The 24,214-nt window shown below is 58.6% G+C and carries 27 protein-coding genes; 2 read left to right on the plus strand and 25 right to left on the minus strand.

Annotation, left to right across the window (positions count from 1 at the left end):
- The 5 genes from araG to ACZ3HH_RS06835 all read right to left on the minus strand — a co-directional run bounded on the left by araG (position 1) and on the right by ACZ3HH_RS06835 (position 5,619).
- Positions 1-1,545 (minus strand): L-arabinose ABC transporter ATP-binding protein AraG, encoded by a 1,545-nt coding sequence (gene araG / locus ACZ3HH_RS06815; RefSeq protein WP_465803593.1) that lies wholly within the window; start codon positions 1,543-1,545, stop codon positions 1-3.
- Between the two features lie 66 nt (positions 1,546-1,611).
- The gene (locus ACZ3HH_RS06820) at positions 1,612-2,616 is read right to left on the minus strand and encodes a substrate-binding domain-containing protein (protein ID WP_465803595.1); all 1,005 of its coding nucleotides are present in this window, start codon (positions 2,614-2,616) and stop codon (positions 1,612-1,614) included.
- A gap of 130 nt (positions 2,617-2,746) precedes the next feature.
- The gene (locus ACZ3HH_RS06825) at positions 2,747-3,565 is read right to left on the minus strand and encodes an SDR family oxidoreductase (protein ID WP_465803597.1); all 819 of its coding nucleotides are present in this window, start codon (positions 3,563-3,565) and stop codon (positions 2,747-2,749) included.
- Between the two features lie 273 nt (positions 3,566-3,838).
- Positions 3,839-4,714: an SMP-30/gluconolactonase/LRE family protein gene (locus tag ACZ3HH_RS06830; RefSeq protein WP_465803599.1), complete on the minus strand. Its 876-nt coding sequence runs from the start codon at positions 4,712-4,714 to the stop codon at positions 3,839-3,841.
- 188 nt (positions 4,715-4,902) lie between these two features.
- A complete protein-coding gene (locus ACZ3HH_RS06835) occupies positions 4,903-5,619 on the minus strand; it encodes a FadR/GntR family transcriptional regulator (protein WP_050683259.1) in 717 nt (238 codons plus the stop codon).
- A 246-nt stretch (positions 5,620-5,865) separates the two neighbouring features.
- On the opposite strand from ACZ3HH_RS06835, the gene ACZ3HH_RS06840 reads away from it, so the two are divergent.
- The gene (locus ACZ3HH_RS06840; protein ID WP_465803600.1) at positions 5,866-6,738 is read left to right on the plus strand and encodes an esterase/lipase family protein; all 873 of its coding nucleotides are present in this window, start codon (positions 5,866-5,868) and stop codon (positions 6,736-6,738) included.
- A gap of 59 nt (positions 6,739-6,797) precedes the next feature.
- Here the strand turns inward: ACZ3HH_RS06840 and ACZ3HH_RS06845 are convergent, their stop codons facing one another.
- From ACZ3HH_RS06845 to ACZ3HH_RS06925, 17 genes are all read right to left on the minus strand, one after another.
- A complete protein-coding gene (locus tag ACZ3HH_RS06845) occupies positions 6,798-7,358 on the minus strand; it encodes a DUF1285 domain-containing protein (RefSeq protein WP_465803602.1) in 561 nt (186 codons plus the stop codon).
- Positions 7,359-7,374: 16 nt separating this feature from the next.
- Entirely contained in the window at positions 7,375-7,980 is a 606-nt protein-coding gene (locus ACZ3HH_RS06850; RefSeq protein WP_007903975.1) for a DUF4823 domain-containing protein, read from the minus strand.
- Positions 7,981-8,221: 241 nt separating this feature from the next.
- Complete coding sequence (locus ACZ3HH_RS06855; RefSeq protein WP_465803604.1) at positions 8,222-9,190, minus strand: GTP 3',8-cyclase MoaA; 969 nt, start codon at positions 9,188-9,190, stop codon at positions 8,222-8,224.
- Positions 9,191-9,329: 139 nt separating this feature from the next.
- Positions 9,330-9,968 (minus strand): TetR/AcrR family transcriptional regulator, encoded by a 639-nt coding sequence (locus tag ACZ3HH_RS06860; RefSeq protein ID WP_186611511.1) that lies wholly within the window; start codon positions 9,966-9,968, stop codon positions 9,330-9,332.
- Positions 9,969-10,351: 383 nt separating this feature from the next.
- Positions 10,352-11,143, minus strand: coding sequence for a TatD family hydrolase (locus ACZ3HH_RS06865; protein ID WP_465803606.1), 792 nt, complete (start codon positions 11,141-11,143; stop codon positions 10,352-10,354).
- Positions 11,144-11,157: 14 nt separating this feature from the next.
- Positions 11,158-11,514 (minus strand): PilZ domain-containing protein, encoded by a 357-nt coding sequence (locus ACZ3HH_RS06870; RefSeq protein WP_305502880.1) that lies wholly within the window; start codon positions 11,512-11,514, stop codon positions 11,158-11,160.
- 32 nt (positions 11,515-11,546) lie between these two features.
- The gene (locus ACZ3HH_RS06875; RefSeq protein ID WP_052964848.1) at positions 11,547-12,533 is read right to left on the minus strand and encodes a DNA polymerase III subunit delta'; all 987 of its coding nucleotides are present in this window, start codon (positions 12,531-12,533) and stop codon (positions 11,547-11,549) included.
- Positions 12,526-13,158 carry a dTMP kinase gene (gene tmk, locus ACZ3HH_RS06880; RefSeq protein WP_008067785.1) on the minus strand — a complete coding sequence of 211 codons (633 nt, stop codon included), beginning with the start codon at positions 13,156-13,158 and terminating at the stop codon, positions 12,526-12,528. Before tmk ends, ACZ3HH_RS06875 begins: the two co-directional genes overlap by 8 nt.
- Positions 13,159-13,177: 19 nt before the next feature.
- Positions 13,178-14,380: an endolytic transglycosylase MltG gene (gene mltG, locus ACZ3HH_RS06885; RefSeq protein WP_465803608.1), complete on the minus strand. Its 1,203-nt coding sequence runs from the start codon at positions 14,378-14,380 to the stop codon at positions 13,178-13,180.
- A gap of 3 nt (positions 14,381-14,383) precedes the next feature.
- Complete coding sequence (gene pabC / locus ACZ3HH_RS06890; protein WP_465803609.1) at positions 14,384-15,199, minus strand: aminodeoxychorismate lyase; 816 nt, start codon at positions 15,197-15,199, stop codon at positions 14,384-14,386.
- Positions 15,199-16,443, minus strand: a complete 1,245-nt coding sequence (gene fabF / locus ACZ3HH_RS06895; RefSeq protein WP_052964851.1) for a beta-ketoacyl-ACP synthase II — start codon at positions 16,441-16,443, stop codon at positions 15,199-15,201. The genes pabC and fabF overlap by 1 nt, the downstream gene beginning before the upstream one ends.
- A gap of 108 nt (positions 16,444-16,551) precedes the next feature.
- Positions 16,552-16,788 carry an acyl carrier protein gene (gene acpP / locus ACZ3HH_RS06900; protein WP_003442511.1) on the minus strand — a complete coding sequence of 79 codons (237 nt, stop codon included), beginning with the start codon at positions 16,786-16,788 and terminating at the stop codon, positions 16,552-16,554.
- Between the two features lie 191 nt (positions 16,789-16,979).
- The gene (fabG, locus tag ACZ3HH_RS06905; protein WP_008014356.1) at positions 16,980-17,723 is read right to left on the minus strand and encodes a 3-oxoacyl-ACP reductase FabG; all 744 of its coding nucleotides are present in this window, start codon (positions 17,721-17,723) and stop codon (positions 16,980-16,982) included.
- Between the two features lie 16 nt (positions 17,724-17,739).
- Positions 17,740-18,678 (minus strand): ACP S-malonyltransferase, encoded by a 939-nt coding sequence (gene fabD, locus ACZ3HH_RS06910; protein WP_052964852.1) that lies wholly within the window; start codon positions 18,676-18,678, stop codon positions 17,740-17,742.
- Between the two features lie 125 nt (positions 18,679-18,803).
- Positions 18,804-19,814, minus strand: coding sequence for a phosphate acyltransferase PlsX (plsX, locus tag ACZ3HH_RS06915; RefSeq protein ID WP_465803613.1), 1,011 nt, complete (start codon positions 19,812-19,814; stop codon positions 18,804-18,806).
- A gap of 3 nt (positions 19,815-19,817) precedes the next feature.
- Entirely contained in the window at positions 19,818-20,000 is a 183-nt protein-coding gene (gene rpmF, locus ACZ3HH_RS06920; RefSeq protein WP_003179396.1) for a 50S ribosomal protein L32, read from the minus strand.
- 13 nt (positions 20,001-20,013) lie between these two features.
- Positions 20,014-20,541 carry a YceD family protein gene (locus ACZ3HH_RS06925; RefSeq protein ID WP_004371317.1) on the minus strand — a complete coding sequence of 176 codons (528 nt, stop codon included), beginning with the start codon at positions 20,539-20,541 and terminating at the stop codon, positions 20,014-20,016.
- Between the two features lie 105 nt (positions 20,542-20,646).
- Between ACZ3HH_RS06925 and ACZ3HH_RS06930 the strand changes: the two genes are divergently transcribed.
- On the plus strand, positions 20,647-21,225 hold the full coding sequence (locus ACZ3HH_RS06930; protein ID WP_465803628.1) for a Maf family protein: 579 nt from the start codon (positions 20,647-20,649) through the stop codon (positions 21,223-21,225).
- A gap of 119 nt (positions 21,226-21,344) precedes the next feature.
- On the opposite strand, the gene sppA is transcribed toward ACZ3HH_RS06930, so the two are convergent.
- From sppA to rluC, 3 genes are read right to left on the minus strand one after another with little or no spacing between them, the layout of a single operon-like run.
- Positions 21,345-22,334, minus strand: coding sequence for a signal peptide peptidase SppA (sppA, locus tag ACZ3HH_RS06935; RefSeq protein ID WP_465803630.1), 990 nt, complete (start codon positions 22,332-22,334; stop codon positions 21,345-21,347).
- A 26-nt stretch (positions 22,335-22,360) separates the two neighbouring features.
- Positions 22,361-23,023 carry an HAD-IA family hydrolase gene (locus ACZ3HH_RS06940; RefSeq protein ID WP_465803631.1) on the minus strand — a complete coding sequence of 221 codons (663 nt, stop codon included), beginning with the start codon at positions 23,021-23,023 and terminating at the stop codon, positions 22,361-22,363.
- Positions 23,010-23,972 (minus strand): 23S rRNA pseudouridine(955/2504/2580) synthase RluC, encoded by a 963-nt coding sequence (rluC, locus tag ACZ3HH_RS06945; RefSeq protein WP_008014368.1) that lies wholly within the window; start codon positions 23,970-23,972, stop codon positions 23,010-23,012. The genes ACZ3HH_RS06940 and rluC overlap by 14 nt, the downstream gene beginning before the upstream one ends.
- Between the last annotated feature and the right edge of the window lie 242 nt (positions 23,973-24,214).

Genomic DNA, 24,214 nt, shown 5'->3' on the forward strand with positions numbered 1-24,214 from the left:
TCAGTTCACCACGTCGGCAGCGCGTTGGCGTGGCAACGCCAGTTGCAGCAGGTTGGATTCATTGGCTTGTTCACGGGTCAGTTCGCCGCGCATCGCGCCTTCGCAGAGCACCAGGATGCGGTCGGAAATGCCCATGACTTCCATCAGGTCGCTGGACACCACAATCACCGCGATGCCGCTGGCCGCCAGGTTATGGATGATCTGGTAGATCTCGGCTTTTGCACCGATGTCGATGCCCCGGGTGGGCTCGTCGAGCAGCAGGACTTTCATCGGCATCGACAGCCAGCGACCGAGAATCGCCTTCTGCTGATTGCCGCCAGACAGGTACATGATTTTCTGCGCCGCGTTGGGCGTTTTCACCTTCAGCGCCTTGATCTGCTTGTCGGCATTGTCCTTTTCCCACAAGCCGCGCAAAAGGCAACCGAAGGTGGAATGAGAGCCGCGAGCGCTGATATTGATGTTCTCGGCGACGCTGGCGAGCGGCAGGATGCCCTCCTTCTTGCGGTCCTCGGGACACAACAGAATCCCCGCCGCGATGGCATCGCGGGGTGAATGCAATTTCAGTTCACGACCGCGCAGCTCCAGGCGTCCGGCGGTGTTGCGCGTCAACCCGCTGAGCATCCGGAACAGCTCGGTGCGCCCGGCGCCGACCAAGCCGAACAGCCCGAGAATTTCGCCCTTGTGCACCTCGAAACTCACCGGCTCACGCAAGCCTGGCCCCAGTAACCTATCGACCTTGAGCGCCACCGCGCCACGCGGACGACTGCGGTAATCGTAGATGTCCTGGATGTCGCGACCGACCATGCACGTCACCAACTGGTCATGGCTCAGCGCGCTCATGTCTTCGAAGGTGCGCACGTAACGACCGTCCTTGAACACCGTTACCGCGTTGCAGATGCGGAACACTTCTTCCATGCGATGGGAGACGTAAAGCACCACTTTGCCTTCGTCGCGCAGGCGCCCGATGATCGCCATCAAGCGATCGATTTCCCGCGCCGACAGGCTGCTGGTAGGTTCGTCGAACGCAATCACATGCGCGCCACGGGATAACGCCTTGGCGATCTCCACCAGTTGCCGCTGGCCGAGGGACAAGCGCCCGACTTTCTCTTGCGGATCGATTTCATCGGCCAGGCCTTTGAGGCAGGCCAATGCCTGTTGCCGCAAAACGCCGCGATTGATCAGGCCGAAACTCGCCGGCAGATGCCCGAGAAACAGGTTCTCGGCGACGGTCATTTCCGGCACCAGGTGCAACTCCTGATGGATCACCGCGACCCCGCTGCCAATGCTGTCGGCGGTGGACTTGAAGACCCTCGTCTGCTCGCCGATCTGCAGATCGCCGCTGCTCGGCGTGTAAGCACCGCCAAGGATTTTCAGCAGCGTGGATTTACCGGCACCGTTCTCGCCCATCAAGGCGTGAACCTGCCCCGGATGGGCGACGAAGCTGATGCCGTCCAGCGCCTTCACCCCGGGAAAGGTTTTGCCGATCCCGTTGAAGCGCAGGCTGCCGCCAATGCCCTGTAGATCTGTCTGTACTTGTGCGTGCATAAACCCACCTCATCACACCGGTCAGGCAGCCCCGTCGCCAGGGCTGCCGATGAAATCAACCGCGCCTCAGTTCCACAGGCCGATCTTTTCCAGTTCCTGCTTGAAGTTGTCACGCGTGATCAGCGTAACGTCGTCCATCGCGGTGTATTTCGGCGGTTCTTTGCCGGTGGTGACCCACTCGTACATCATGCTCGCGGTGTTGTAGCCCTCGATGTGCGGGCTCGGCAGCATCGAGCCGAAAAAGCCGCTGTTGGGCTTCTTCAGTTCGCCGATGGCATCGGTGCCATTGATGCCGATGCCAATCACGTTGGCCGCGGCAAAACCGGCGCTTTCGGTGGCGCGCACGCCGCCCAGCACGGTGTTGTCGTTCATGCCGCCAATGATCAGGTTTTTCGCCGCACCCGGAAGCTTCACCAAGGCCGAGTTGGTGGCGTCCATGCTGCCCGGTACGTCGAGGGTTTTCAGCGCCGAGAAGAGGATGTGGTCTTTCGGCATACCGGCGTCTTCCAGCGCTTTGGCGGAACCGTCAGTGCGTTTTTTGCCAGTGTCGAGTTCGTTGTAGGTGTTGATCACCGCGTAGGTGTCTTTCCAGTCCCAGCCGCGTTTTTTCGCTTCGGCGGCCATGGCGGCGCCCTGCTTCTGGCCGACTTCGAAGGCTGCCATGCCAAGGTACGGCACGTGCTCCATGAATTTGCCACCGGCATCGACGAAACGGTCATCGACGGCGATCACTTTCAAACCGTTAAGCTTGGCCTTGGCCATGATGGCCGGGCCGAGGGAGACGTCCGGCGGGCAGATCACAAAGCCCTTGGCGCCGTTGGCCGCCAGGCTGTCGATGGCCGAGAGGGTTTTCTCGCCATCAGGCACGGCGATTTTTATGACGGTGAAGCCCTTGTCCTTGCCGGCCTTTTCGGCGAAGGCCCATTCGGTCTGGAACCAGGGCTCTTCCGCTTGCTTGACCAGAAAACCGATCTTCACTTCCTCGGCCGCCAACAACGTACTGCTCAGGCTGACCGCGGTAACCGCCAAAGCGGCACAGCACAGGGAACGGATCCCACGACGACGTTTCATAAGCTGACTCCTTGTTATTTTTTTTGAGCGTTATTTGAAAGCCAATACAGCGGTCGAAGCATGCAGCCAATAGTCATATCGTATGATGATTGGATTTCAGGCGTAGTTTCGCGCTTGAAACCGGAGTTATTCAGTCGTGGTACATGACCGAGCGCCCACCATCGATGGTGATACATGAAGCATTAATGAACGGCGCTTCATCGCTGGCCAGGAACACAGCGGTCATCGCCACTTCAATCGGCTGGCCGATGCGCCGCGGTGGATGCAGGTCGAAAGCGCGCTGACGTTCGGCATGGGGGTCGGCAAAACCGTTCCAGTAATCGACGTTCAGTTGGGTTTCGATGTAGCCCGGCGCGATAGCGTTGACGCGAATGCCTTTGGGTGCGTATTCGATGCCCAAGGCGCGGGTCAGCCCGAGCAAGCCATGTTTGGCCACCGGGTACGGGAAGCAGCCGGGAATGATGTGAGTGGAATGGGTCGAGGCGATGTTGATGATGCTGCCGATGCCCTGTTCGATCATTTGCGGCAACACGGCTTTGCAGCCATACCAGGCGCCGTCCAGGTCGATGGCGAAGCAGCGATGCCAGTCTTCCTCGGTCATTTGCAGCGGATCGCGGAACACGTTGACCCCGGCGCAGTTGACCAGCACGTCGATCCGGCCGTGAAGTTCGATGGCCAATCTGGCCATGGCGTGCAGGTCGTGCTGGCGCGACACATCGGCCTTGATCGCCACCACATCTGCGCCTTGTTCACGCCAATGCGCCGCGACTTTCTCGACTTTCTCGGCCTGGATGTCGCTGATGATCAGCTTGGCCTGCTGAGAGGCGAAGGTTGCAACAATCGCTTCGCCGATACCTTGAGCGGCGCCGGTCAGCAGCACGACCTTGTTTTTCAGGCGCTCACCCTTGGGCGGTTCGGGCACCGGTGGCAAGGAAAGAGGTTCAGCCATGGATCAACACTCCTGTTCGAAGGCACGACGAAAACCGGGCATCTGTCGATGTCCGGTCAAAAAGCTGTTGGGAATAGACAGGCAGGCGCGAAAACGCCTGGGTGCCGAGGCGGCCTGAAGCACTGACTCCGTAAGGGAGTGCGGTGGAATATCGCTGCATCACTTCACCTGTTTTGTTTTTTTAAGTGTGAGTGCGTGTAACTGATGGGGCCGACTATAAACCCGACCACCAAATAATCTCAATATATAATTTTACGTCCCATATTTTGGGATTTATCCAGCAAACCGCTGACAAGCTTTTCCGGGCACATCCACTCGAATCGATAACAGCGCGCCGTCCAACGGGTGATTGAGCGGGCTTGCGGCGCTGGTGATGTACAGGGTTTTGAAGTCTTCGCCACCGAACACGCAACTGGTGGGACGGCTGACCGGCAGTTCGATCACCCGATCCACATAGCCGTCCGGATTCAGCCTGAGCAGACAACTGCCGTCCCAACGGGCATTCCATATATAGCCCTCGGCATCCATCGCCGAGCCGTCGGGGCCGCCACGTTCATGGGGGCCAAGCCAGACATAGGCAGTGTCCAGATTGCCGTCGGTATGGATGAAATGCCGGTAAAGCGTGCTGTCGAGGCTGTCGGCGAAATACAGAGTTGTGCCGTCGTCGCTCCACAGCAACGTGTTGGGAATGCCTAATCCTCGAAGCAGCGGCGTGACCCGAGCATCGCGGTCGATGCGAAACAGGCCCCCCGAGCGGCGCACGACGGGCAAATCTTCGCCCTGCTCACCGATGTTGTTTTGCATGGTGCCCAGCCAGAGCCGGCCCTGGGCATCGCAGCGGGCTTCGTTGGGGCGATTGCCGGGTTGCGGATCGGCGACGCAGAACAAGGTCAGCCGAGGTTCCAGGCCTGGAGAATCCAGATCCAGCCGATAAACCCCACTGCTCAATGTCACCAGGGCATCGCCGCTTTCACAGGGGATGAATGCGGACACGTGCTCCGGCATCTGCCAGATTTCCACATTGGCGCCGATCAGCCTGAGCGCTTGTTTACCGGCGATATCTACCCAATACAGCGCCTGGGTCGGTGCATCCCAGAACGGGCCTTCGCCGAGTTGCGCACGGTGTCCGGTAACCGCAGTCCACGTCATGAAACCTCCTTTTTATTGCTTTTATGTGAGAGCGAACCTGTGTGGCGAGGGGGCTTGCCCCCGTTCGGCTGCGAAGCAGTCGTAAACTCGTTACATGCGGTTTAACTTTGAAATGCCGGGGCCGCTTCGCGACCCAACGGGGGCAAGCCCCCTCGCCACACAGCCCGCTCCCACTGGATTCTTTATGGTTAGCTGGCCTTCTTGTCGGCCATGACCTGGGGGTAGAAGCGCTTGATCGCCAGGTCCGCGTTATCGATCAGGGTCATGCAGGCCCATACACCCCGCGCGGCATCCCGGGCGGCGATGGCGTCGGCCATGTCTTTGTGGATTGGCAAGGTTCGGCGCAGTTCGTCCGGGTCGGCGGCAGACACTTCGAAAGACACTGCCAGCAACGCGCCAAGGGCCGGGACCATTTGTTCGATGAACTGATTGTGGCTGGCGGCGAGGATGCACTCATGGAAGAACTGGTCGGCGCGGTTGTAATCAATGCCGCTGTCCACCGCCCGTTCCAGCGCGTTATAGGCCTGGAGTACGGCTTGCACTTGTTCCACCGTCGCCCGCTCGCAGGCCCAGCGCACCGCCATGGGTTCGATGGTGCGGCGTAGGTCGAGCAAGTCGTCGACGAAGTTTTCCGGCAAGCCGCTGCGCGACAGCCAGCCAACGACTTGCGGATCGAAGAGATTCCAGCGCCGCACCGGCAATACGCGTGTGCCGACCTTCGGCCCGACTTCGAGCATACCTTTGGCCACCAGGGTTTTGATGGCTTCGCGAATGACCGTACGACTGACACCGAGCTGCTCGCCCAGATCGGCTTCGACCTTGATGGTTTCGCCGGGCTTTACCTGGCCGGCAGCGATCCAGCACCCCAGCCAGTCGACCGTCGACGCATGAAAACTGCTGGACATGGGCACCTCGTCGACCGGTGATAAAAAACAAACGACACAAAGCCGTTCACATGGGTGCCCACGCTAATCATCATATGATTGGGTGTCAATTGGATTTTCAGCTGCCCCGCCAATGCGGACATGGCTGTTCGTCCGAATCCCGCTCGAAGCGCTTTGATCCCATCCACTTTGTAAACTACGGTTAGCCGCAACAGATCGGGCACTCAGCGATCTGCTCCTTCAAATCCGCTATCGACAGGTATGAACATGGACATGGATGCGTCTACGAAATACCCCATTGTGTTGGTTCACGGACTTTTCGGCTTCGATAAAATCGCCGGTTATCCCTACTTCTTCGAAATCGAGGAAGCCCTGGAACGTGCCGGCGCCCAGGTGTTTGCCGTCAATATTCCAACCGTCAACGGTAATGAGGAACGCGGTGAAAAACTGCTCGAACACGTCAACCGCATTTTGCTGGAAACCGGAGCCGCCAAGGTCAATTTGATCGGCCATAGCCAAGGCCCCTTGGCCGCACGCTACGTAGCAGCCTTGCACCCGGAAAAAGTCGCTTCGGTCACGTCTGTCAGTTGCCCCAATCATGGCTCCGAGATTGCCGACCAATTGCATAAGGCACTGACACCCGGCGAGTTGCCCGAAGCGTTCGTATTAGCCTTGTTAAGCGCAGTCGGCACCTTCATTTCGTTGATCAGTGGCCACCCGGAAAATCCCGTGGACCCTCAAGCGGCGTTTGAATCGCTGACCAGCGCAGGATTGGCTGCCTTCAATCGCAAGTACCCGCAAGGGATGCCAAAGGTTTGGGGCGGGGAAGGCAACGAAATTGAAAACGGCGTGTATTACTACTCCTGGAGCGGGATCGTGCAGAACTTTCAAAGCCTGCAACTCCTCGACCCTACCCATTTGAACTGTAAAGTGCTGTCGAAATTATTTTATAAAGAGAAGCACGCCAACGATGGACTGGTCGGTCAATACAGCTCGCATCTGGGCAAAGTGATCCGCTCGGATTACCCCATGGACCATTTCGACGCAGTCAATCAGATGGCAGGGATCAACAGTTGGAACGTGAGCCCGGTCATGCTCTACCTTGAACATGCCGCGCGACTCAAGAGCAAGGGTTTGTAAGCCCATAAAAAAACGGCCCGTTGCAATAACGGGCCGTTTCGTTTCCAGCGCTCAGCCCCTTACGGCTCAAGCCCGATAGGGAAGAATTCGCCACCGCTCCACACGCCCAGCCAACGCTGCCCGTCGATTTCACGACTCACCGCCAGCTCCACCAGTTGGTAGAACACATTGCGGTGAATCAGCGCTTCAAGGTTGGTGCGCACATGCACGTACGGCGCGGGTTCCTGAGTTACCGGATCGATCACTACACGCATAGGGTGCTCGGCGCCGGCATCGGCCGTTTCATCGACGTTGGTGGTAAAGCGCAAGACCTGGGCTTCACCCTCGCCTTCGACCTCCACGGCAATCGCCACGAACGGCGCGTCGTCGACCTTGATGCCAACCTTTTCGACCGGGGTAATCAGAAAGTAATCATCGCCATCGCGGCGAATGATGGTGGAGAACAGCTTGACCATCGGCTTGCGCCCGATCGGCGTGCCCAGGTAATACCAGGTGCCATCGCGGGCGATGCGCATGTCGATATCGCCGCAGAAGTCGGGGTTCCACAAGTGGACCGGCGGCAAGCCTTTGGTTTTGGGGATTTGCCCCAACAGATCGTTGGCTTTTTGCGGGTCACTCATGGCGTTCTCCTTTAAATTACTGGTCGCTGAGCCCCAGCAGGCTACGAGCGTATTGCTCCAGCGGCGGACCCAGCAAGTCTTCTGGCTTGTTGTCGTGGAACGTCAGTAAACCGCCACGACTCTTGATACGTGCAGTATCAATCAAATACTGGGTGCTGGTCTCGATCAACATGATCTGAATCACGCCGTTGTCGATGCCAAGGCGATCCACGTGTTCCTGGTCGAGCCATTCGTCCGAGTTGCCGATGCGGTCGTCGGCTTTGGCGAAACGCGTGTAAAGCAGGTAATGGGCACCAGCGGCACGGGCTTCGCCCATGGCAGCGTCGAGGCCTTCCGGCGCTCGGGCGCGACGGACCATCGGGAAATATTCGATAAAGCCGTTGAAGGCCTCTTCGGCCACCACGTTAGGACGCGGGTAGGCATTGCCCGGCGGCACGAAAGCACCCTGGGCGATGTAGATGAACGAGTCCGGCTGAATGCGGAAGTTATTCACCCGACGGCTGTCGCTGTGGTCCAGCAGGCCCGCGTCGCTCATGTGGTAGCGAGTCCCTTCGGCCATATCGCTGACATTCATGCAGCCACCAAGCGCCAAAACGGCCAGCAGCAAAACCAGGCTACGCATCCTACCCTCCAGAGGCCGGTGACGGAAAACCGGCGAATGGCCATGGGATGCAGCTTCCGAGCCAGCTCAGGTCATGTGCATTTTCGGGCTGAGAATACAGACCTGTGGCGAGGGAGCTTGCTCCCGTTCGGCGGCGTAGCCGTCGTAGAGCGATGAATGCGCTAATTCTGACGAAACGGGGATTTTTTTTGGGGCCGCTTCGCGACCCAGCGGGAGCAAGCTCCCTCGCCACAAGGCCCGATCAGCCGCCGATGATTTTCATGATGGTCGCGCCACCGGAGAACGCCACTTCCTGCTTGTCCCCCAAGGCTTTGACCAGCAGTCGTTGCAACGCCGGCAGCGCCTGATGACGAGGCTTGTCCAGCAGGTCACCGACATAATGGCGATTGCTCGACGACAGGCAGCCATGCAGCCAACCAGTGGACGACAAACGTAGACGCGAACAGGTGCGGCAAAACGGAACGCTTTCGTTGGCGATCACGCCGAAGTGGCCCAGCCCCGGAATCTGGTAGCGCACCGCCGTGGCATCGACCGGCGCATCGGCCTGAAGGTACTCGTAGCGCTCACCGATCAGGCTCAGCAACTGCTGAAGGCTGACGAACTGCTGCAGGAAGGCGTTGGAGTCGCTGGCCAGGTGGCCCATGCGCATCAACTCGATGAAGCGCAACTCGTAACCGCGCTCCAGGCAGTAGTCGAGCAACGGCATCACCTGATCCAGGTTCTGCCCACGCAACGGCACCATATTGACCTTGATCTTTATCCCAGCTGCGGCGGCTTGGTCCATGCCGTCGAGAACGGTCGCCAGATCGCCGCCGCGCGCAATGCTGCGAAAAGCGCTGGCATCCAGGGTATCGAGGGAAACGTTGATGCGCCGAATGCCGGCGTCCACCAGTAGCGGCAGCTTCTTCGCCAGCAACTGACCATTGGTGGTCAGGCTGATATCCGCCAGGCCCATCTGCCCGACGGCGGTCATGAAGGCTTCGAGTTTGGGACTGACCAGTGGCTCGCCACCGGTAATGCGCAAACGCTCGATGCCCGCAGCCTCGATCAGATAGGCCACACCGCGTGCCATGGCCTCCGCCGACAACTCATCCTGCGCAGCCACCAAGCGCTTACCGTTGGGCACGCAGTAAGTACAAGCGTAGTTGCAGGCTGAGGTCAGACTGATCCGCAAATTGCGAAAACGCCTGCCTTGACGGTCAACGATCATGGATCACTCCGGCGAAAGAAGATTCGAACGCGCAAAACTTGACTCACAAATCAAGTTTTAGCAAGCCCTATGCCTGAGTATATTCCTGCGGTACTGCGCCATGTAGCTAAATCATGGCGCAATAAGGCAACTGAATGGTTCAGCTGCTCGGCGTGTCGGTATCGCGCTTGCGCTTGTTGCCCATGCGCACGCCGATGTCCATCAGGAACTGGAAGAAACCTTCCTGATCTTCCAGCACGTTGCTCCAGAACGGCGAGTGATACAGCGCCACGGCGCCGTGCACCAGCGCCCAGGCCGCGCAGTAATGGAAGTAAGGCGGCACGTCTTCGAGCTTGCCTTCGCTGATCCGGCCCTTGATCAGCAGGGTCAGGCGTTCGAAGTTCGAGGCGCGGATCTTGTGCAGTTCCTCGACCATCTCCGGCACCTGGTTGCCCTTGACCACCTTTTCTTCCAGGCGATCGAACAACCGATAGCGTTGCGGATCGCGCATGCGGAATTCGAAGTAGGCCCGGGACAGGGCTTCCTTGTCCTTATCGACATCGGCCGAATGCAACAGCTCGTTCAAATCGCGCTCGTAATCGAGCATCAGGCGCAGATAGATCTCCGCCTTGGATTTGAAGTGCTTGTAGATCGTGCCTTTGCCGATACCGACGGCATCAGCAATCATCTCGACGGTGACACTGTCTTCACCTTGGTCGAGGAACAGCTTGAGCGCGGTATCGAGAATTTCTTGCTCGCGGCGACGAAACTCACGGACCTTACGAGGTTCTTTATGCATAAGAAAAGGTCTGTAGGGGTCAAAATTCGAAGCCGCGTATTATGCCTAACTTACGCCAAAATGCACGGATCATCCGACCATATATGTGTTTCTTGATGAATTCGCACACCCTCGCCGGTTGATGAGAACTCAACCGAAGCGCGCGTATTCCAAATTTGTTTAAAAACCCGACCAGCTAAACTGGACTCGGCGCAATACTGATCAATACTTCAACTGTCGGCGAGGCATCTCCCCCAAGTGTCGCGCCGATGAAGGTACCAAAGGATTGCGTGCCTTTGTTTTACTCCTAATGGTCTTAACCCGGATTCACCCCCCAGAACCCGGGTTTTTTTTGCCTGCGATTCAGCGGCCAAAAACCCCATAGGCTGCGATCTTTTCTAACGTTACACCGATGCCCTGACGTGCGCCAACGGGAATAAACGCTTGAAATTATCGGTGGTCTGCTCGGCAAATCGCTCGTAGGACTCACCTCTCAACATTGCCAGAAATTCCGCTACCTCACGCACGTATTGCGGCAGGTTCGGCTTGCCGCGGTAAGGGATCGGCGCCAGGTACGGCGAGTCGGTTTCCACCAGCAACCGGTCAGCCGGCACCTTGCTGGCCACATCCCGCAGGGCATCGGCATTGCGAAAAGTGACAATACCGGACAAGGAAATGTAATACCCCATGTCCAACGCAGCCCTGGCCATCTCCCAGTCTTCGGTGAAGCAATGCAGCACGCCCGCCTGAGGCAGTGCCGCTTCGCGCAGCAGCTCAAGGGTATCGGCCCGCGCGCCACGGGTATGGATGATCACCGGTTTGCCGGTCTGTTGCGCCGCTTGCAGGTGCAAGCGGAACGATTCCTGCTGCAACGCTGCCGCTTCCGGCTCGTAGTGATAATCCAGACCGGTTTCACCGATCGCCACCACCCGCGGATGATTGAGTTCGCGCAACAGCCAATCCAGCGCCGGTGCGGCACCCGGCTGCACATCGAGTGGATGCACGCCGACCGAACAGTCGACATCGTCGTAACGTTCGGCCAGGGCTTTGACGTCGGCGGCGTTATCGGCGCTGACGCCAATGCACAGAAAGTGCCCTACCCCGCGCTCACGTGCCGCATCGAGCGCGGCATCCAGGGAGCCGTCATGGGCGGTGAGGTCGAGGCGATCAAGGTGACAATGGGAATCTACGAGCATAAAAGGACTGCAACTTACATCGTATGAGTGGGACGGTCGGACTTCAGGGCTCCGGCCAGATGGGTTTCGATTCGACTGCGCGCGGTGTTGTCGCCTTCGTTGAATTGCACGCCAACCCCGGCGGCGCGATTGCCCTGGGCACCTTTGGGGGTGATCCAGGTGACCTTGCCGGCGACCGGAATTTTTTCCGGTTCGTCCATCAGGTGCAGCAACATGAAGACCTCATCGCCCAACTTGTAGCTCTTGTTGGTCGGGATAAACAGGCCACCATTCTTGATGAATGGCATGTAGGCCGCGTAGAGCACGGCCCTGTCCTTGATGGTCAGGGACAAGATGCCGTTGCGCGGCCCTGGACTGACAGGTTCATTCATACTGACCTCCATTTCGGATGATCAGAGTCTAGTCACTTCTGGGTAGGCAAGGATACCCATTGCACCAACAGCGCCTCTAGCAACAACGCAGGATTGAGGTTGGCTTTGCTCATCACTTTCTGCCGCTGGGCGAGAATCCAGTCCTGGATATTCAGGACTTTGTCCTGAGCGGATTTCTGCGCCAGGTATTGAATCACCTTGCGCATATCTGCCAGCCCCAGCCCTGCTTCATCCTGAGTCAATTGATAACGCAGGATCAGGCTCGACCAGTCGCAGAACCAGTCGAACAGCAGCAACATGGGAATGGTTTTCCACTCCTCGGCCAACTGGGTCGGCGATTGCTGTTGCTTGAGCAACTTCTTCACGCCCTCGACCACCAAAGCCCGCTGCTCGCGCACGCCCTGCGCCTGCAACTTGACCGCGGCCAATGGCGAACCGGCGGCAAGGGTCAGCAGTTCAATGCGCTCTTCTTCCGAACAGTCCGGCAAAGCGCTGGCCAGCCAAGCCAGACTCATCGCTTCGCTTGGCAACGGACAGGCCTGCTGCACGCAGCGGCTCTTGATGGTCGGCAACAGACGGCTGGTCTGGTGGCTGACCAACAGCAAAACGGTATCGCCGGACGGCTCTTCAAGGCTTTTCAGCAAGGCGTTGGCGGCGTTGATGTTCATCGATTCGACTGGCTCGATCAGCACCACTTTGCGACCACCCATCTGCGCGGTCTGAACCACGAAGCTGACCAGATCACGCACCTGATCGACCTTGATCGCCTTGTCTGCCTCTTCCGGCTCCAGGATGTAGTTGTCGGGGTGACTGCCGGCCTTCAGCAACAAGCAGGATTTGCACTCACCGCAGGCGTCTTGGGCGGTCGGGCGCTGACACAACAAATGGGCCATCAGACGCTCGGCCAGCGCACGCTTGCCGATCCCGGCCGGGCCATGTAGCAAATAGGCATGGGCGTGCTGGGCACGTCCGGCCAATTGCTGCCAAAGACTGTCCTGCCATGGATAGGCTTCAGCCACGGGTCAGCTCCAGCAGACGTGGCAACAAGGCATCCAGAGACTGCTGAACTTGTGCCAGCGGCTGAGCGGCATCCACCAGGACATAACGCGCAGGATCCGCTTTGGCACGCTCGAGGAAGGCAGTGCGCACCGCATCGAAAAACGCTCGGCCTTCGAGCTCGAAGCGATCCAGTCGACCGCGGGCGCTGGCGCGGGCCAGGCCCACTTCTACCGGCAAATCGAAGATCAGCGTCAAGTCCGGGCGCAGATCGCCCTGGACGAACGTTTCGAGGGTCGCGATGCGCTCCAGCGACAAACCACGACCACCGCCCTGGTAGGCATAGGTCGAATCGGTAAAACGATCGCACAAGACCACAGCGCCACGGGCCAGCGCCGGACGGATCACCTCGGCCAGATGCTGGGCTCGCGCGGCGAACACCAACAGCAACTCGGTGTCGGGGTTCATGACCTCATCGACCGGCGCCAACAGCACGTCACGGATCCGTTCGGCCAAGGGCGTACCGCCGGGCTCCCGGGTCAACACCACCTCGATCCCGGCAGCGCGCAGTCGCTCGGCCAGGTATTCGCGATTAGTGCTCTTGCCGGCACCTTCCGGGCCTTCCAGGGTAATAAACAAGCCAGTCACAGGCAGTCCTTAGTCAGAGTCATTGCGGGCTTTGCGGCGCGGGCACATCCGCTTCGGGTGCTGGCGCAAGTTCTTGTGCGGGGTCTTCCATGGAGTCTTGCGGCGCTACTGGCGGCATGTCTTCGATCACCGTATCGGGCGAAGCCGCCGGGATCGGCGTCTGAGCATCCTCCGTCGGCGGCGTAACAGTCGGCGCCGGGCTGGAACGGTAATCGGCACGTCGATTGATCTGGAACTCGCGCACCGCATTGTTGTGGGCGTCCAGATCATCGGAGAACACGTGGCTGCCATCACCGCGCGCGACAAAATACAGGCTGTTGCCGTCCGCCGGATTCAACGCCGCATGGATCGCTTCGCGGCCCACCATCGCAATCGGCGTCGGCGGCAGACCAGCAATCATGTAAGTGTTATACGGCGTCGGCTCCTTGAGATGAGCGCGGGTCAACTTGCCGTTGTAACGATCACCCAGACCGTAAATCACGGTTGGATCAGTCTGCAACAGCATGCCCATCTCCATACGCCGCACGAACACGCCGGCGATCTGCCGACGCTCCTGCGGCACACCGGTTTCCTTTTCCACCAGCGAGGCCATGATCAGCGCCTGATAGGGCTCGGTGTAAGGGACGTCGGCAGCGCGCTGGTTCCACTCCTTGAGGAGGACCTCGTCGAGGCGGTCGTAAGCTTTCTTGAGCAGATCGACGTCGGTCATGCCGCGCACGAAACGATACGTGTCGGGGAAGAATCGCCCTTCGGGGAAAATCCCGCTGTGCCCGAGCTTGTCCATCACTTGGCTGTCGCTCAGACCGTTGAGGGTCTGCTCGAGTTTTTCATCCTTGACCAGGGCCGCGCGAACCTGATGAAAATTCCAGCCTTCGACCAGCGTCAGGCTGTACTGCACCATTTCTCCACGTTTCCACAGGTCGATCAGCCCGTTGACCGTCATACCGGGCACCATGCGGTATTCGCCGCTGTGCAGCGGTTGCCCTGCCAGATTAAAGCGCCAATACACGCGCAGCCAGAAAGCGTCCTTGATGACACCATCGGCTTCAAGTCGAAGGAAAGTGCGGTTTGGCGTAGTGCCTTTGGGCACTTCCAGCAGCTCTTCCTGGGCGATATTCAGCGGCTGTTCCAGCGCCGAATCGATTTTCCAGGCGCAAGCGCCCGCCAACAGCCCCGCCAGAACCAATCCGGTTTCCAGCAGCAGCAAGAATTTACGTCTCACGAATCAAGCATCCAGTAGCGCACGAGCAATGGTTTGGAGTTTACGGGTGAGCGGCCCAACCGGCCAGCTCAGTGCGGCATAGGCGCGCACCGGCCAAACGCCATACACGCTGTTGCAGACAAAGACCTCGTCAGCCCATTGCAGCTGCTCGAGGGTGATATCGGTGATTTGCGTGGGAATCCCCAATGACTTGGCTTGAAACAATAATTCGGCACGCATCACGCCCGCCACGCCACAGCGTTTGAGATTGGCGGTCACCAGCACGCCATCGCGCACCAGGAACAGATTACTGAACACGCCTTCGATCACCCGCCCGACCTGATCCAGCATCAAGCCTTCGGCATGCTCGGTGTCCTGCCATTCGGAACGGGCGATGACCTGCTCCAGACGATTCAAATGCTTGAGACCGGCGAGCAATGGTTGTTTGGAAAGCCGTGTCGCACAAGGAAACAGGCGAACACCCTGCTCCGCATGAACAGCCGGATAAGTTGCAGGAGGGTTGCCTTGCAGAATACGTCGAGCCTGAGCCGAGGGATCGGCGGCATAACCGCGCAGGCTGTCGCCGCGGGTGAGGATGAGTTTGAGCACGCCCTCGCCCAGCGCGGCGGCGTAGGCCAGCAGCTCCGCGCGGATCAGTTGATGATCGGCGGCAATCGCCAAGCGCGAACAACCCTCCGCCAGGCGCGACAAATGTCGATCCAGTAGCAGCGGCTGCCCGCTCTTGACCAAGAGGGTCTCGAACAGACCATCACCGTAAGCCAGGCCGCGATCCTTCAGCGACACAGCGTCAGCCGGTTGACCGTCGACCCAGTTGTCCATCAGTCAGCGAACCGGCGGAACACCAGCGAGCCATTGGTACCGCCAAATCCGAAGGAGTTGGACAGCACCACATCGATATCCATGCCACGCGCGGTGTGGGGTACGAAGTCGAGGTCGCAGCCTTCGTCCGGCTCATCGAGGTTGATGGTCGGCGGTGCTACCTGGCTGTTGATTGCCAGCACGCTGAAAATCGCCTCGACCGCGCCCGCCGCACCCAACAGGTGACCGGTCATGGACTTGGTCGAACTGACGGCCAGCTTGTAGGCGTGATCGCCGAACACGGATTTGATCGCACAGGCTTCCGCGAGGTCGCCAGCCGAGGTCGAGGTGCCGTGAGCGTTGATGTACTGAACCTGATCGCCATTGATCTTCGCATCGCGCAAGGCATTGGTAATGCAACGCGCAGCACCCGCGCCATCGGCCGGTGGCGAGGTCATGTGGTAAGCATCGCCACTGGTGCCGAAACCGATCAGCTCGGCATAGATGGTCGCGCCACGGGCCTTGGCATGCTCCAGTTCCTCGAGAACCAGTGCGCCGGCGCCGTCGGACAGCACGAAGCCATCACGCCCCTTGTCCCATGGACGGCTGGCACGGGTCGGCTCGTCGTTGCGGGTCGACAGTGCGCGGGAGGCACCGAAGCCGCCCATGCCCAGACCACACGCGGCCATCTCGGCCCCACCGGCGATCATTACGTCGGCTTCGTCGTACATGATGTTGCGTGCTGCCATGCCAATGCAGTGCGTACCGGTGGTACACGCCGTGGCGATGGCGTAGTTAGGTCCCTGTGCGCCCAAGTGGATGGACAGGAAACCGGAAATCATATTGATGATCGAGCCAGGCACGAAAAACGGAGATATCCGTCGTGGGCCGGAATCATGCAGCGTGCGGCTGGTTTCTTCGATATTGGTCAGACCGCCAATACCCGAACCCATGGCCACGCCGATGCGCTCACGGTTGGCGTCGGTGACTTCCAGACCGGCGTTACGAACTGCCTGAAAACCTGCGGCCAGACCGTATTGAATGAACAGGTCGAGCTTGCGAGCTTCCTTGACCGACAGGTATTCCTCGACATTGAAGCCCTTTACCGAGCCGCCAAAACGGGTGGAATAGGCAGAAAGGTCGGTGTGTTCGATCAGACCAATGCCACTGCGGCCAGCCAGAATGCCCTGCCAACTGCTCGGCACATCCGTGCCCAGTGGCGACAACATACCCATACCGGTGACTACGACGCGTCTACGCGACACAGCACTCTCCTTTTTCAAATGACGACTTTGCATCAGGCCTAAAGAAAAAACCGCACGCCGTGATGGCAGTGCGGTTTTTCCATGACAGCAAGCAACGATTACAAGCTATTAAGCCTGGTGGTTAGTAACGTAATCGATTGCGGCTTGTACAGTAGTGATCTTCTCAGCTTCTTCGTCAGGGATTTCGGTCTCGAATTCCTCTTCCAGAGCCATCACCAGCTCAACGGTGTCAAGGGAGTCGGCACCCAGGTCTTCAACGAAGGAAGCAGTGTTGACCACTTCTTCTTCTTTAACGCCCAGTTGCTCAGCAACGATTTTCTTGACGCGCTCTTCGATGGTGCTCATACCTTGTTTTCACTCCTAATGGACAAATTCAGGCAGCTGGCCGGTGGGTAAGTGTATAGAAAGACTTTTCAGTTTTTCAACTGAAAGCTTCACTCCTCAAACCCGGCGACCCTCTGTCTATAAATAGATTGCAGCTTTATAACGGATTTTAGACAGCTCGTATGACATTTTTTTGAAGCAACCCGTCACATTTAACTCATGTACATCCCGCCGTTCACCGGGATTGTAGCCCCAGTAACGTAAGCCGCACCGTCGGACGCAAGAAAAGCGACCACAGACGCGATCTCTTGAGCTTGCCCCAGACGACCCAGCGGAATCTGCGTCTGCAAGGCTTCACGCTGCGCCTCGGGCAGTTCACGGGTCATATCGGTGTCGATGAACCCAGGGGCCACCGAGTTTACCGTAATCGAACGCGAACCGACTTCACGCGCCAGTGCACGGCTGAAACCTTCCAGACCGGCCTTGGCGGCAGCGTAGTTTACTTGGCCTGCGTTGCCCATGGCACCCACAACCGAACCAATACTGATAATTCGTCCCCAACGGGCTTTGGTCATACCGCGCAAAACGCCCTTGGACAGGCGGAACAGACTGTTCAGATTGGTATCGACGACGTCATGCCATTCGTCATCTTTCATGCGCATCATCAGGTTATCGCGGGTGATACCGGCATTATTGACCAGGATCGCTGGCGCACCGAATTGCTCCTGAATGCTCGCCAGAACGGCCGCCACGGACTCGTCGCTGGTGACATTGAGTTCCAGGCCAGTGCCCTGAATACCATTCTCTTTCAGGGTCGCAGCGATACGCTCAGCCCCCGAAGCGGAAGTCGCGGTGCCGATAACAATGGCACCCTGACGACCCAATTCCAGAGCGATAGCCTGGCCGATACCACGGCTGGCACCGGTGACCAATGCAACTTTACCTTGCAGGCTCATGCAAGCTTCTCCTTGTTCAGGCCAGCGCTGCACGGGCGGCAGCGAAAGCGTCTGGGGTATTGAGGTTAGAGGTCGACACGCCTTCGGCGCAACGTTTGTTCAAACCGGCAAGTACTTTGCCAGGGCCGCATTCGACCAGTTCGGTCGCGCCCTTGGCAGCCAGCGCCTGGACCGACTCGACCCAGCGTACAGGCTTGTAGAGCTGTTCAAGCAGATCGCGCTTGAGGGTTTCCAGATCGGCCGGCACGTTGGCGCTGACGTTCTGTACCACAGGGATCTGCGGCGCCTGCCAGTCGATCGCTGCGATCGACTCGGCGAACCGCTCGGCGGCTGGGCGCATCAATTCGCAGTGGGACGGCACGCTGACCGGCAATGGCATGGCGCGCTTGGCGCCACGCGCCTTGCAGCCTTCGATGGCGCGCTCGACCGCAGCCTTGGCGCCAGCGATCACTACTTGGCCCGGGGAGTTGAAGTTCACCGCGCTAACCACTTCGCCTTGCGCCGCTTCGGCACAGGCCGCCAATACGTCGGCGTCTTCCAGGCCAAGGATCGCGGCCATGCCGCCCTGCCCGGCCGGAACAGCCTCTTGCATCAACTGACCGCGACGCTCTACCAGCTTCACCGCGTCGCCCAGGCTCAGACTGCCTGCAGCCACCAGGGCGCTGTATTCGCCCAGACTGTGACCGGCAACGTAAGCCGGACGCGCACCGCCTTCAGCCAGCCACAGACGCCACAAGGCGATCGAGGCGGTCAGAATGGCCGGCTGGGTTTTATCGGTTTGATTGAGTTGCTCTTCCGGCCCTTGCTGGGTCAGCGCCCACAGGTCGTAACCCAGAGCATCGGAAGCTTCTTTGAATGTTTCGAGGACCACCGGATGTTGCGCGCCCAACTCGGCCAGCATGCCGAGGGACTGCGAACCCTGTCCTGGAAAGACGAATGCGAGGGAAGCAGACATGTAACAAGCCCCTAATGATCTTGTCGTCGGAGAATTGACGTCCCGCTTGTGGAACGCAAGAAACTGACAGTTGGATGGCAAATTGAACTGAGCGGTCACATTTAAGCATTGTCCGACGAAAACGCCTAAGGCAACAAATCTTCCAGGCGCCCATGAAGCCGCTCCGGCAGGTTTTCCTGGATCTCGATCAACGCACGTTGAATCGCACTCTGAAAACCCTGCACCCCCGCCGAACCGTGGCTTTTCACGACAATTCCCTGCAAACCGAGGAAACTTGCGCCGTTATGGCGTGCCGGCGCCAGCTCGGCCTGCAAGCGTTTCATCAGCGGCAGCGCCAACGCGCCCACCACTTTCGACGCGAGATTTTTCTTGAACAACGCCTCAATGCGCCCGGCAATCATGGTCGCCAGACCTTCGCTGGACTTGAGCAGGATATTGCCGACAAAGCCGTCACACACCACCACATCCGCTTCGCCACGGTACAAACCGTCACCTTCGACAAACCCGATGTAGTTGATACCACGAGCACTCTGCAACAAGGTGGCCGCCAGCTTGACCTGCTGATTGCCCTTGATGTCTTCGGTGCCGATGTTCAGCAATGCGACCCTTGGGCGAACGATGCCCAGGGTTTCTGCCGCGACCGAACCCATCAGGGCAAACTGCAATAAATGCTCGGCGCTGCAATCGACGTTGGCACCCAGATCGAGCAACTGGCAGTAGCCTTTCTGCGTCGGAATGGCCGCGATCATTGCCGGCCGATCGATGCCCGGCAAAGTCTTGAGCACAAACCGTGACAACGCCATCAGCGCACCGGTGTTGCCCGCACTGACGCAGGCCTGGGCCTTGCCATCGCGCAGCAACTCCAGCGCCACGCGCATCGACGAATCGGGTTTGCCGCGCAAGGCCTGGGCAGGTTTTTCGTCCATGGTGATGACTTCGGACGCCGGCGCAATCGACAGGCGCGCGCGATCCACAGCCGATTGGCTGGCGAGCAATTCTTCAAGAAGGGAGGGTTGACCGACGAGGGTCAGGTGCAGCGAGGGCGTAGCAGACAGACAAGCAAGGCTGGCCTGAACAATGCTGCGGGGACCGAAGTCCCCGCCCATTGCGTCAATCGCGATGACTTGAGCGGACAAGGATTACTCGTCAGCGCCCTTGTCGATCACTTTACGACCACGGTATACGCCTTCTGGCGATACGTGGTGACGCAGGTGAACTTCACCAGTGGTTTTTTCTACAGACAGGGTGCTAGCCTCGAGAGCGTCGTGCGAACGACGCATGTCACGGGCAGAGCGGGATTTTTTGTTCTGCTGAACAGCCATAATTGATTAACTCCTAAACGTTTGGGTCACGCTTTAACTGCGCCAATACACTGAACGGGTTGGACCGCGTTACCTCGTCCTCGCTCGGTTCGGGCTCATCGAGACCCGCCGGCTGCTGGCATTCTTCCGGATGATGAGCAGGCACAATGGGCAAGGCGAGCAAAAGCTCCTCCTCGATCAGTGACTGCAGATCCAAAGGATCTTCGCCCAGTTCCAGCACGTCATAACCTTTCGGCAACGACTGGGTATTCGCACCCTCCTTCACCACAGCATAACTGCATTCGCTATGGATCGGCAGGGTGACCAGCTCAAGACAACGCTGGCAAACCATTTTGACTTCGGTGTCGATAAAGCTGTGAATTACCACAGATTTACGTTCATCTCGTTCAAAAACGAATTTAGCCTGCACCGTACCGACAGTATCGGAAAGCGGGTCGCAGAGTCTCTCCAAATCGGCCAGCAGCAGTTCACCTTGAAGGGTGGTGCCACGGTCAGCCAATTTGCGCGGGTCAACGTGAGGTGGAATCGGGTCATTCAACATAGGCGCAGCATTATAGGGATGCCCCCAGCCATGTCAAAGGAAATTCAGCCCTGTCCGTCACTTGCAAGCCTCGCTAGAATTCGCCCCTGCTCTTTGGAGATGCGCATGCTGCCTTTATTACTTGCTTCAAGCTCGATCTATCGCCGGGAATTGCTGGCCCGCTTGCAGCTGCCGTTCACGTGCAGCTCGCCGGATATCGACGAAAGCCATCGCCCCGACGAATCAGCCGTCGAACTGGTAAAGCGTCTCGCCGAAGAAAAAGCCCGCGCACTTGCAGGCAGTCATCCAGCCCATCTGGTCATCGGCTCGGATCAGGTCGCCGTACTCGGCGAGCGGATTATCGGCAAGCCTCACACTTTCGAAAAGGCCCGCGAACAACTGCTGGCATCGAGCGGCGCCAGCGTGACCTTCCTGACCGGCCTGGCAGTGCTCAATAGCCAGACCGGCCACTGCCAGGTCGACTGCGTGCCCTTTACCGTACACATGCGCACACTCGACGCAGCGCGCATCGAACGCTACCTGCGCGCCGAACAGCCCTATGACTGCGCTGGCAGCTTCAAGGCCGAAGGGTTGGGGGTGAGCCTGTTTCAAAGCACCGAAGGCCCTGACGCCACCAGCCTGATCGGCCTGCCGTTGATTCGCCTGATCGACATGCTGCTGGCTGAAGGCGTGCAAATACCCTAAAGCTCAAAAAATCGCAGCCTTCGACAGCTACATGGATTGGCGGAACTGCCGAAGGCTGCGATCTTTTGATTTGAAAAAAAACCGGCCACGCAGGCCGGTTTCTTTATGCAGCCAGGTGATCAGCGCAGCGAAGGCCCTTGAAAACCCATCCACATCGCCAAATGCTCAGCCACGCTGGCGCCGAGCTTTTTCGAGAAGCGATCGAACGGCGATTCCTCAACAGTGAAATCCACCAGTTCTTTCTCGCCGATCACATCACGCGCAACCGAACTGGCATTGCCCAGACCATCGATCAAGCCCAGCGACAGCGCCTGCTCACCCGACCAGACCAGCCCGGAGAACAACTCCGGATGCTCTTTGTCCTTCAGGCGATCACCACGACCCTTCTTGACGCTGCTGATGAACTGCTGATGAGTGGTATCGAGCACACTCTGCCAGAACTGGGTTTCCGCGGGCTTCTGCGGCTGGAACGGATCGAGGAATGATTTGTGCTCGCCAGAGGTGTAAGTACGACGCTCGACACCCAACTTCTCCATGGTCCCGACAAAACCGTAACCGGCCGCTGTCACACCAATGGAACCCACCAGGCTCGCCTTGTCGGCGTAGATCTGATCCGCCGCGCTAGCAATGTAATAGGCACCGGAAGCGCCCAGATCCGAGATCACCGCATAAACCTTGGTATCCGGATTCAAGCCGCGCAAACGACGGATCTCGTCGTAGACATAACCCGACTGCACCGGGCTGCCGCCGGGGCTGTTGATCCGCAGAATCACACCCTTGACCTTCTTGTCCTCGAAGGCTGCACGCAGACTGCCGACGATATTGTCAGCGCTGGCCGGTTCTTTGTCGGCAATCATACCCGTCACATCGATCAGCGCCGTGTAGCCAGAGCCGAGGCTCGCGCCTTTCTCCATGCCTACCAACGGCGATAACAGAATCAACGCGCCGAGCAGGTACAAAAAAGTCAGCGATTTGAAGAATATCCCCCAGCGACGAGACCGGCGCTGCTCCTGCACCCCAGCCAGCAAGGTTTTTTCCAGCAGCTTCCAGCTTTTCTCGTCACCGCTTTCCGCGCTCGCCTTGGCGGGCGCTTTCCATTCGTCGGTCATGCCATGTACCCCAGCAAAAAAACCAATTAAACCCGCTGACTCAGCCAGGTGTGCAACTCTGAAAAACGATCAATGGCCAGTCTCGGCTCAAATAGCTTCAAGGCGTCGATCGATTGAGCGCCATAGCTGACCGCTACCGAATCCATGCCCGCATTGCGCGCCATTTGCAGGTCGAACGACGAATCGCCGACCATCAGCGCCTGCTCCGGACGAACTTCGCAATGAGCAAGAATCTGCTCGAGCATCAGCGGATGGGGTTTGCTGGCGGTTTCATCAGCAGCACGGGTGATATCGAAATAATCTTCCCAACCGTGAGACTTCAGCACCCGATCCAGCCCACGACGAGCCTTGCCGGTCGCTACAGCCAAATGATACCCCTCGACACGAAACGCTTCGAGAGACTCGATAACACCCTCAAATAGCGGAGAAGGCACGGCCTCCGCCGCAATGTAGTGATCCGCATAATGCTGACGGAATGCCACCAGTTCGGCGTCGCCAATCTCGGGATACAGAGTGCGAATCGCTTCCGGCAAGCCCAGACCGATTATGCCTTTGACAGCAAAATCATCACGCAACTGAAAACCGGACCGCTCGGATGCGACATGCATCGCCTCGACAATCCGACCAATGGAGTCAGCGAGCGTGCCGTCCCAATCGAAAATCAGCAGTTTGTAATCAGTAGGGCGCACTCAATCGCTCCACGGTTTTGGCCCACATCTCGTCGACCGGCGCCTGCAACTTGAGCTCACCACCATCAGGCAGCGGCACAGTCAGCATGTAGGCGTGCAGAAACAGACGCTTGCCGCCCAGATCACGAATCTCTTTGCTGAAACCCTCATCGCCGTATTTGGTATCACCAGCAATGCAATGCCCCGCATGCAGAGTATGGACGCGAATCTGGTGAGTGCGACCGGTGATCGGCTTGGCTTCGATCAGGGTGGCAAAGTCACCAAAACGACGCAGGACCTTGAACACGGTCACAGACTCTTTGCCCTCCTCCTCGTCGACCTCGACCATACGCTCGCCGGAGCGCAGATTGCTCTTGCCGAGCGACGCCCGGACTTGCTTGATCGAGGCCGCCCAGTTGCCGCGGACCAGCGCCATGTAGCGCTTGTCGACGCCATCGCCGCGCAATGCCGTGTGCAAGTGGCGCAACATGCTGCGCTTTTTGGCAATCATCAGCAGGCCGGAGGTATCACGGTCGAGACGGTGAACCAGTTCGAGCTCTTTGCAATCGGGACGCAACTGACGAAAGGCTTCGATCACCCCGTAAGTCAGGCCGCTGCCGCCATGAACCGCGATGCCGCAAGGCTTGTTGACCACGATCAGCGCCTTGTCTTCGTAGACAATCGAGGCCTCGAGCCGTTGCAACAGACCCTGGGCCAGCGGCACAGGCTCGTCACGCTCAGGCACGCGAACCGGCGGCACGCGCACGATATCGCCCGCCTGCAGCTTGTATTCGGGCTTGATCCGACCTTTGTTCACCCGCACTTCGCCCTTACGCAAAATGCGGTAAATCAAGGTCTTGGGCACGCCTTTGAGCCGAGCGAGAAGGAAGTTATCAATACGTTGGCCGGCATATTCCGGCGAGACCTCCAGCAGTTGTACGGCTGGGGTCGAAGGGGCAGTAGTCGTCATGGCGCGGATGATAACAATTTTTTATGGAATTGAAGCACTTAATCATTGCTGCTATAGTCGCGAACGCCGCCAAAAGTGGCCTGGACAGCGGACTAACGGTCAAAAACCGGCCCTGACCAACGCAATTCATGAGGACGAGAGGCCGTCCTACGGGGCTTTCGCTACGTAACGGCAGAGTTTGCAGTTGTAACGAGCGCAGGTGACATAAGGCCTGAATCATGCCGCAAAGCAGAGTTTTCACT

It is taken from the genome of Pseudomonas sp. PME37.24/025, assembly GCF_055556615.1.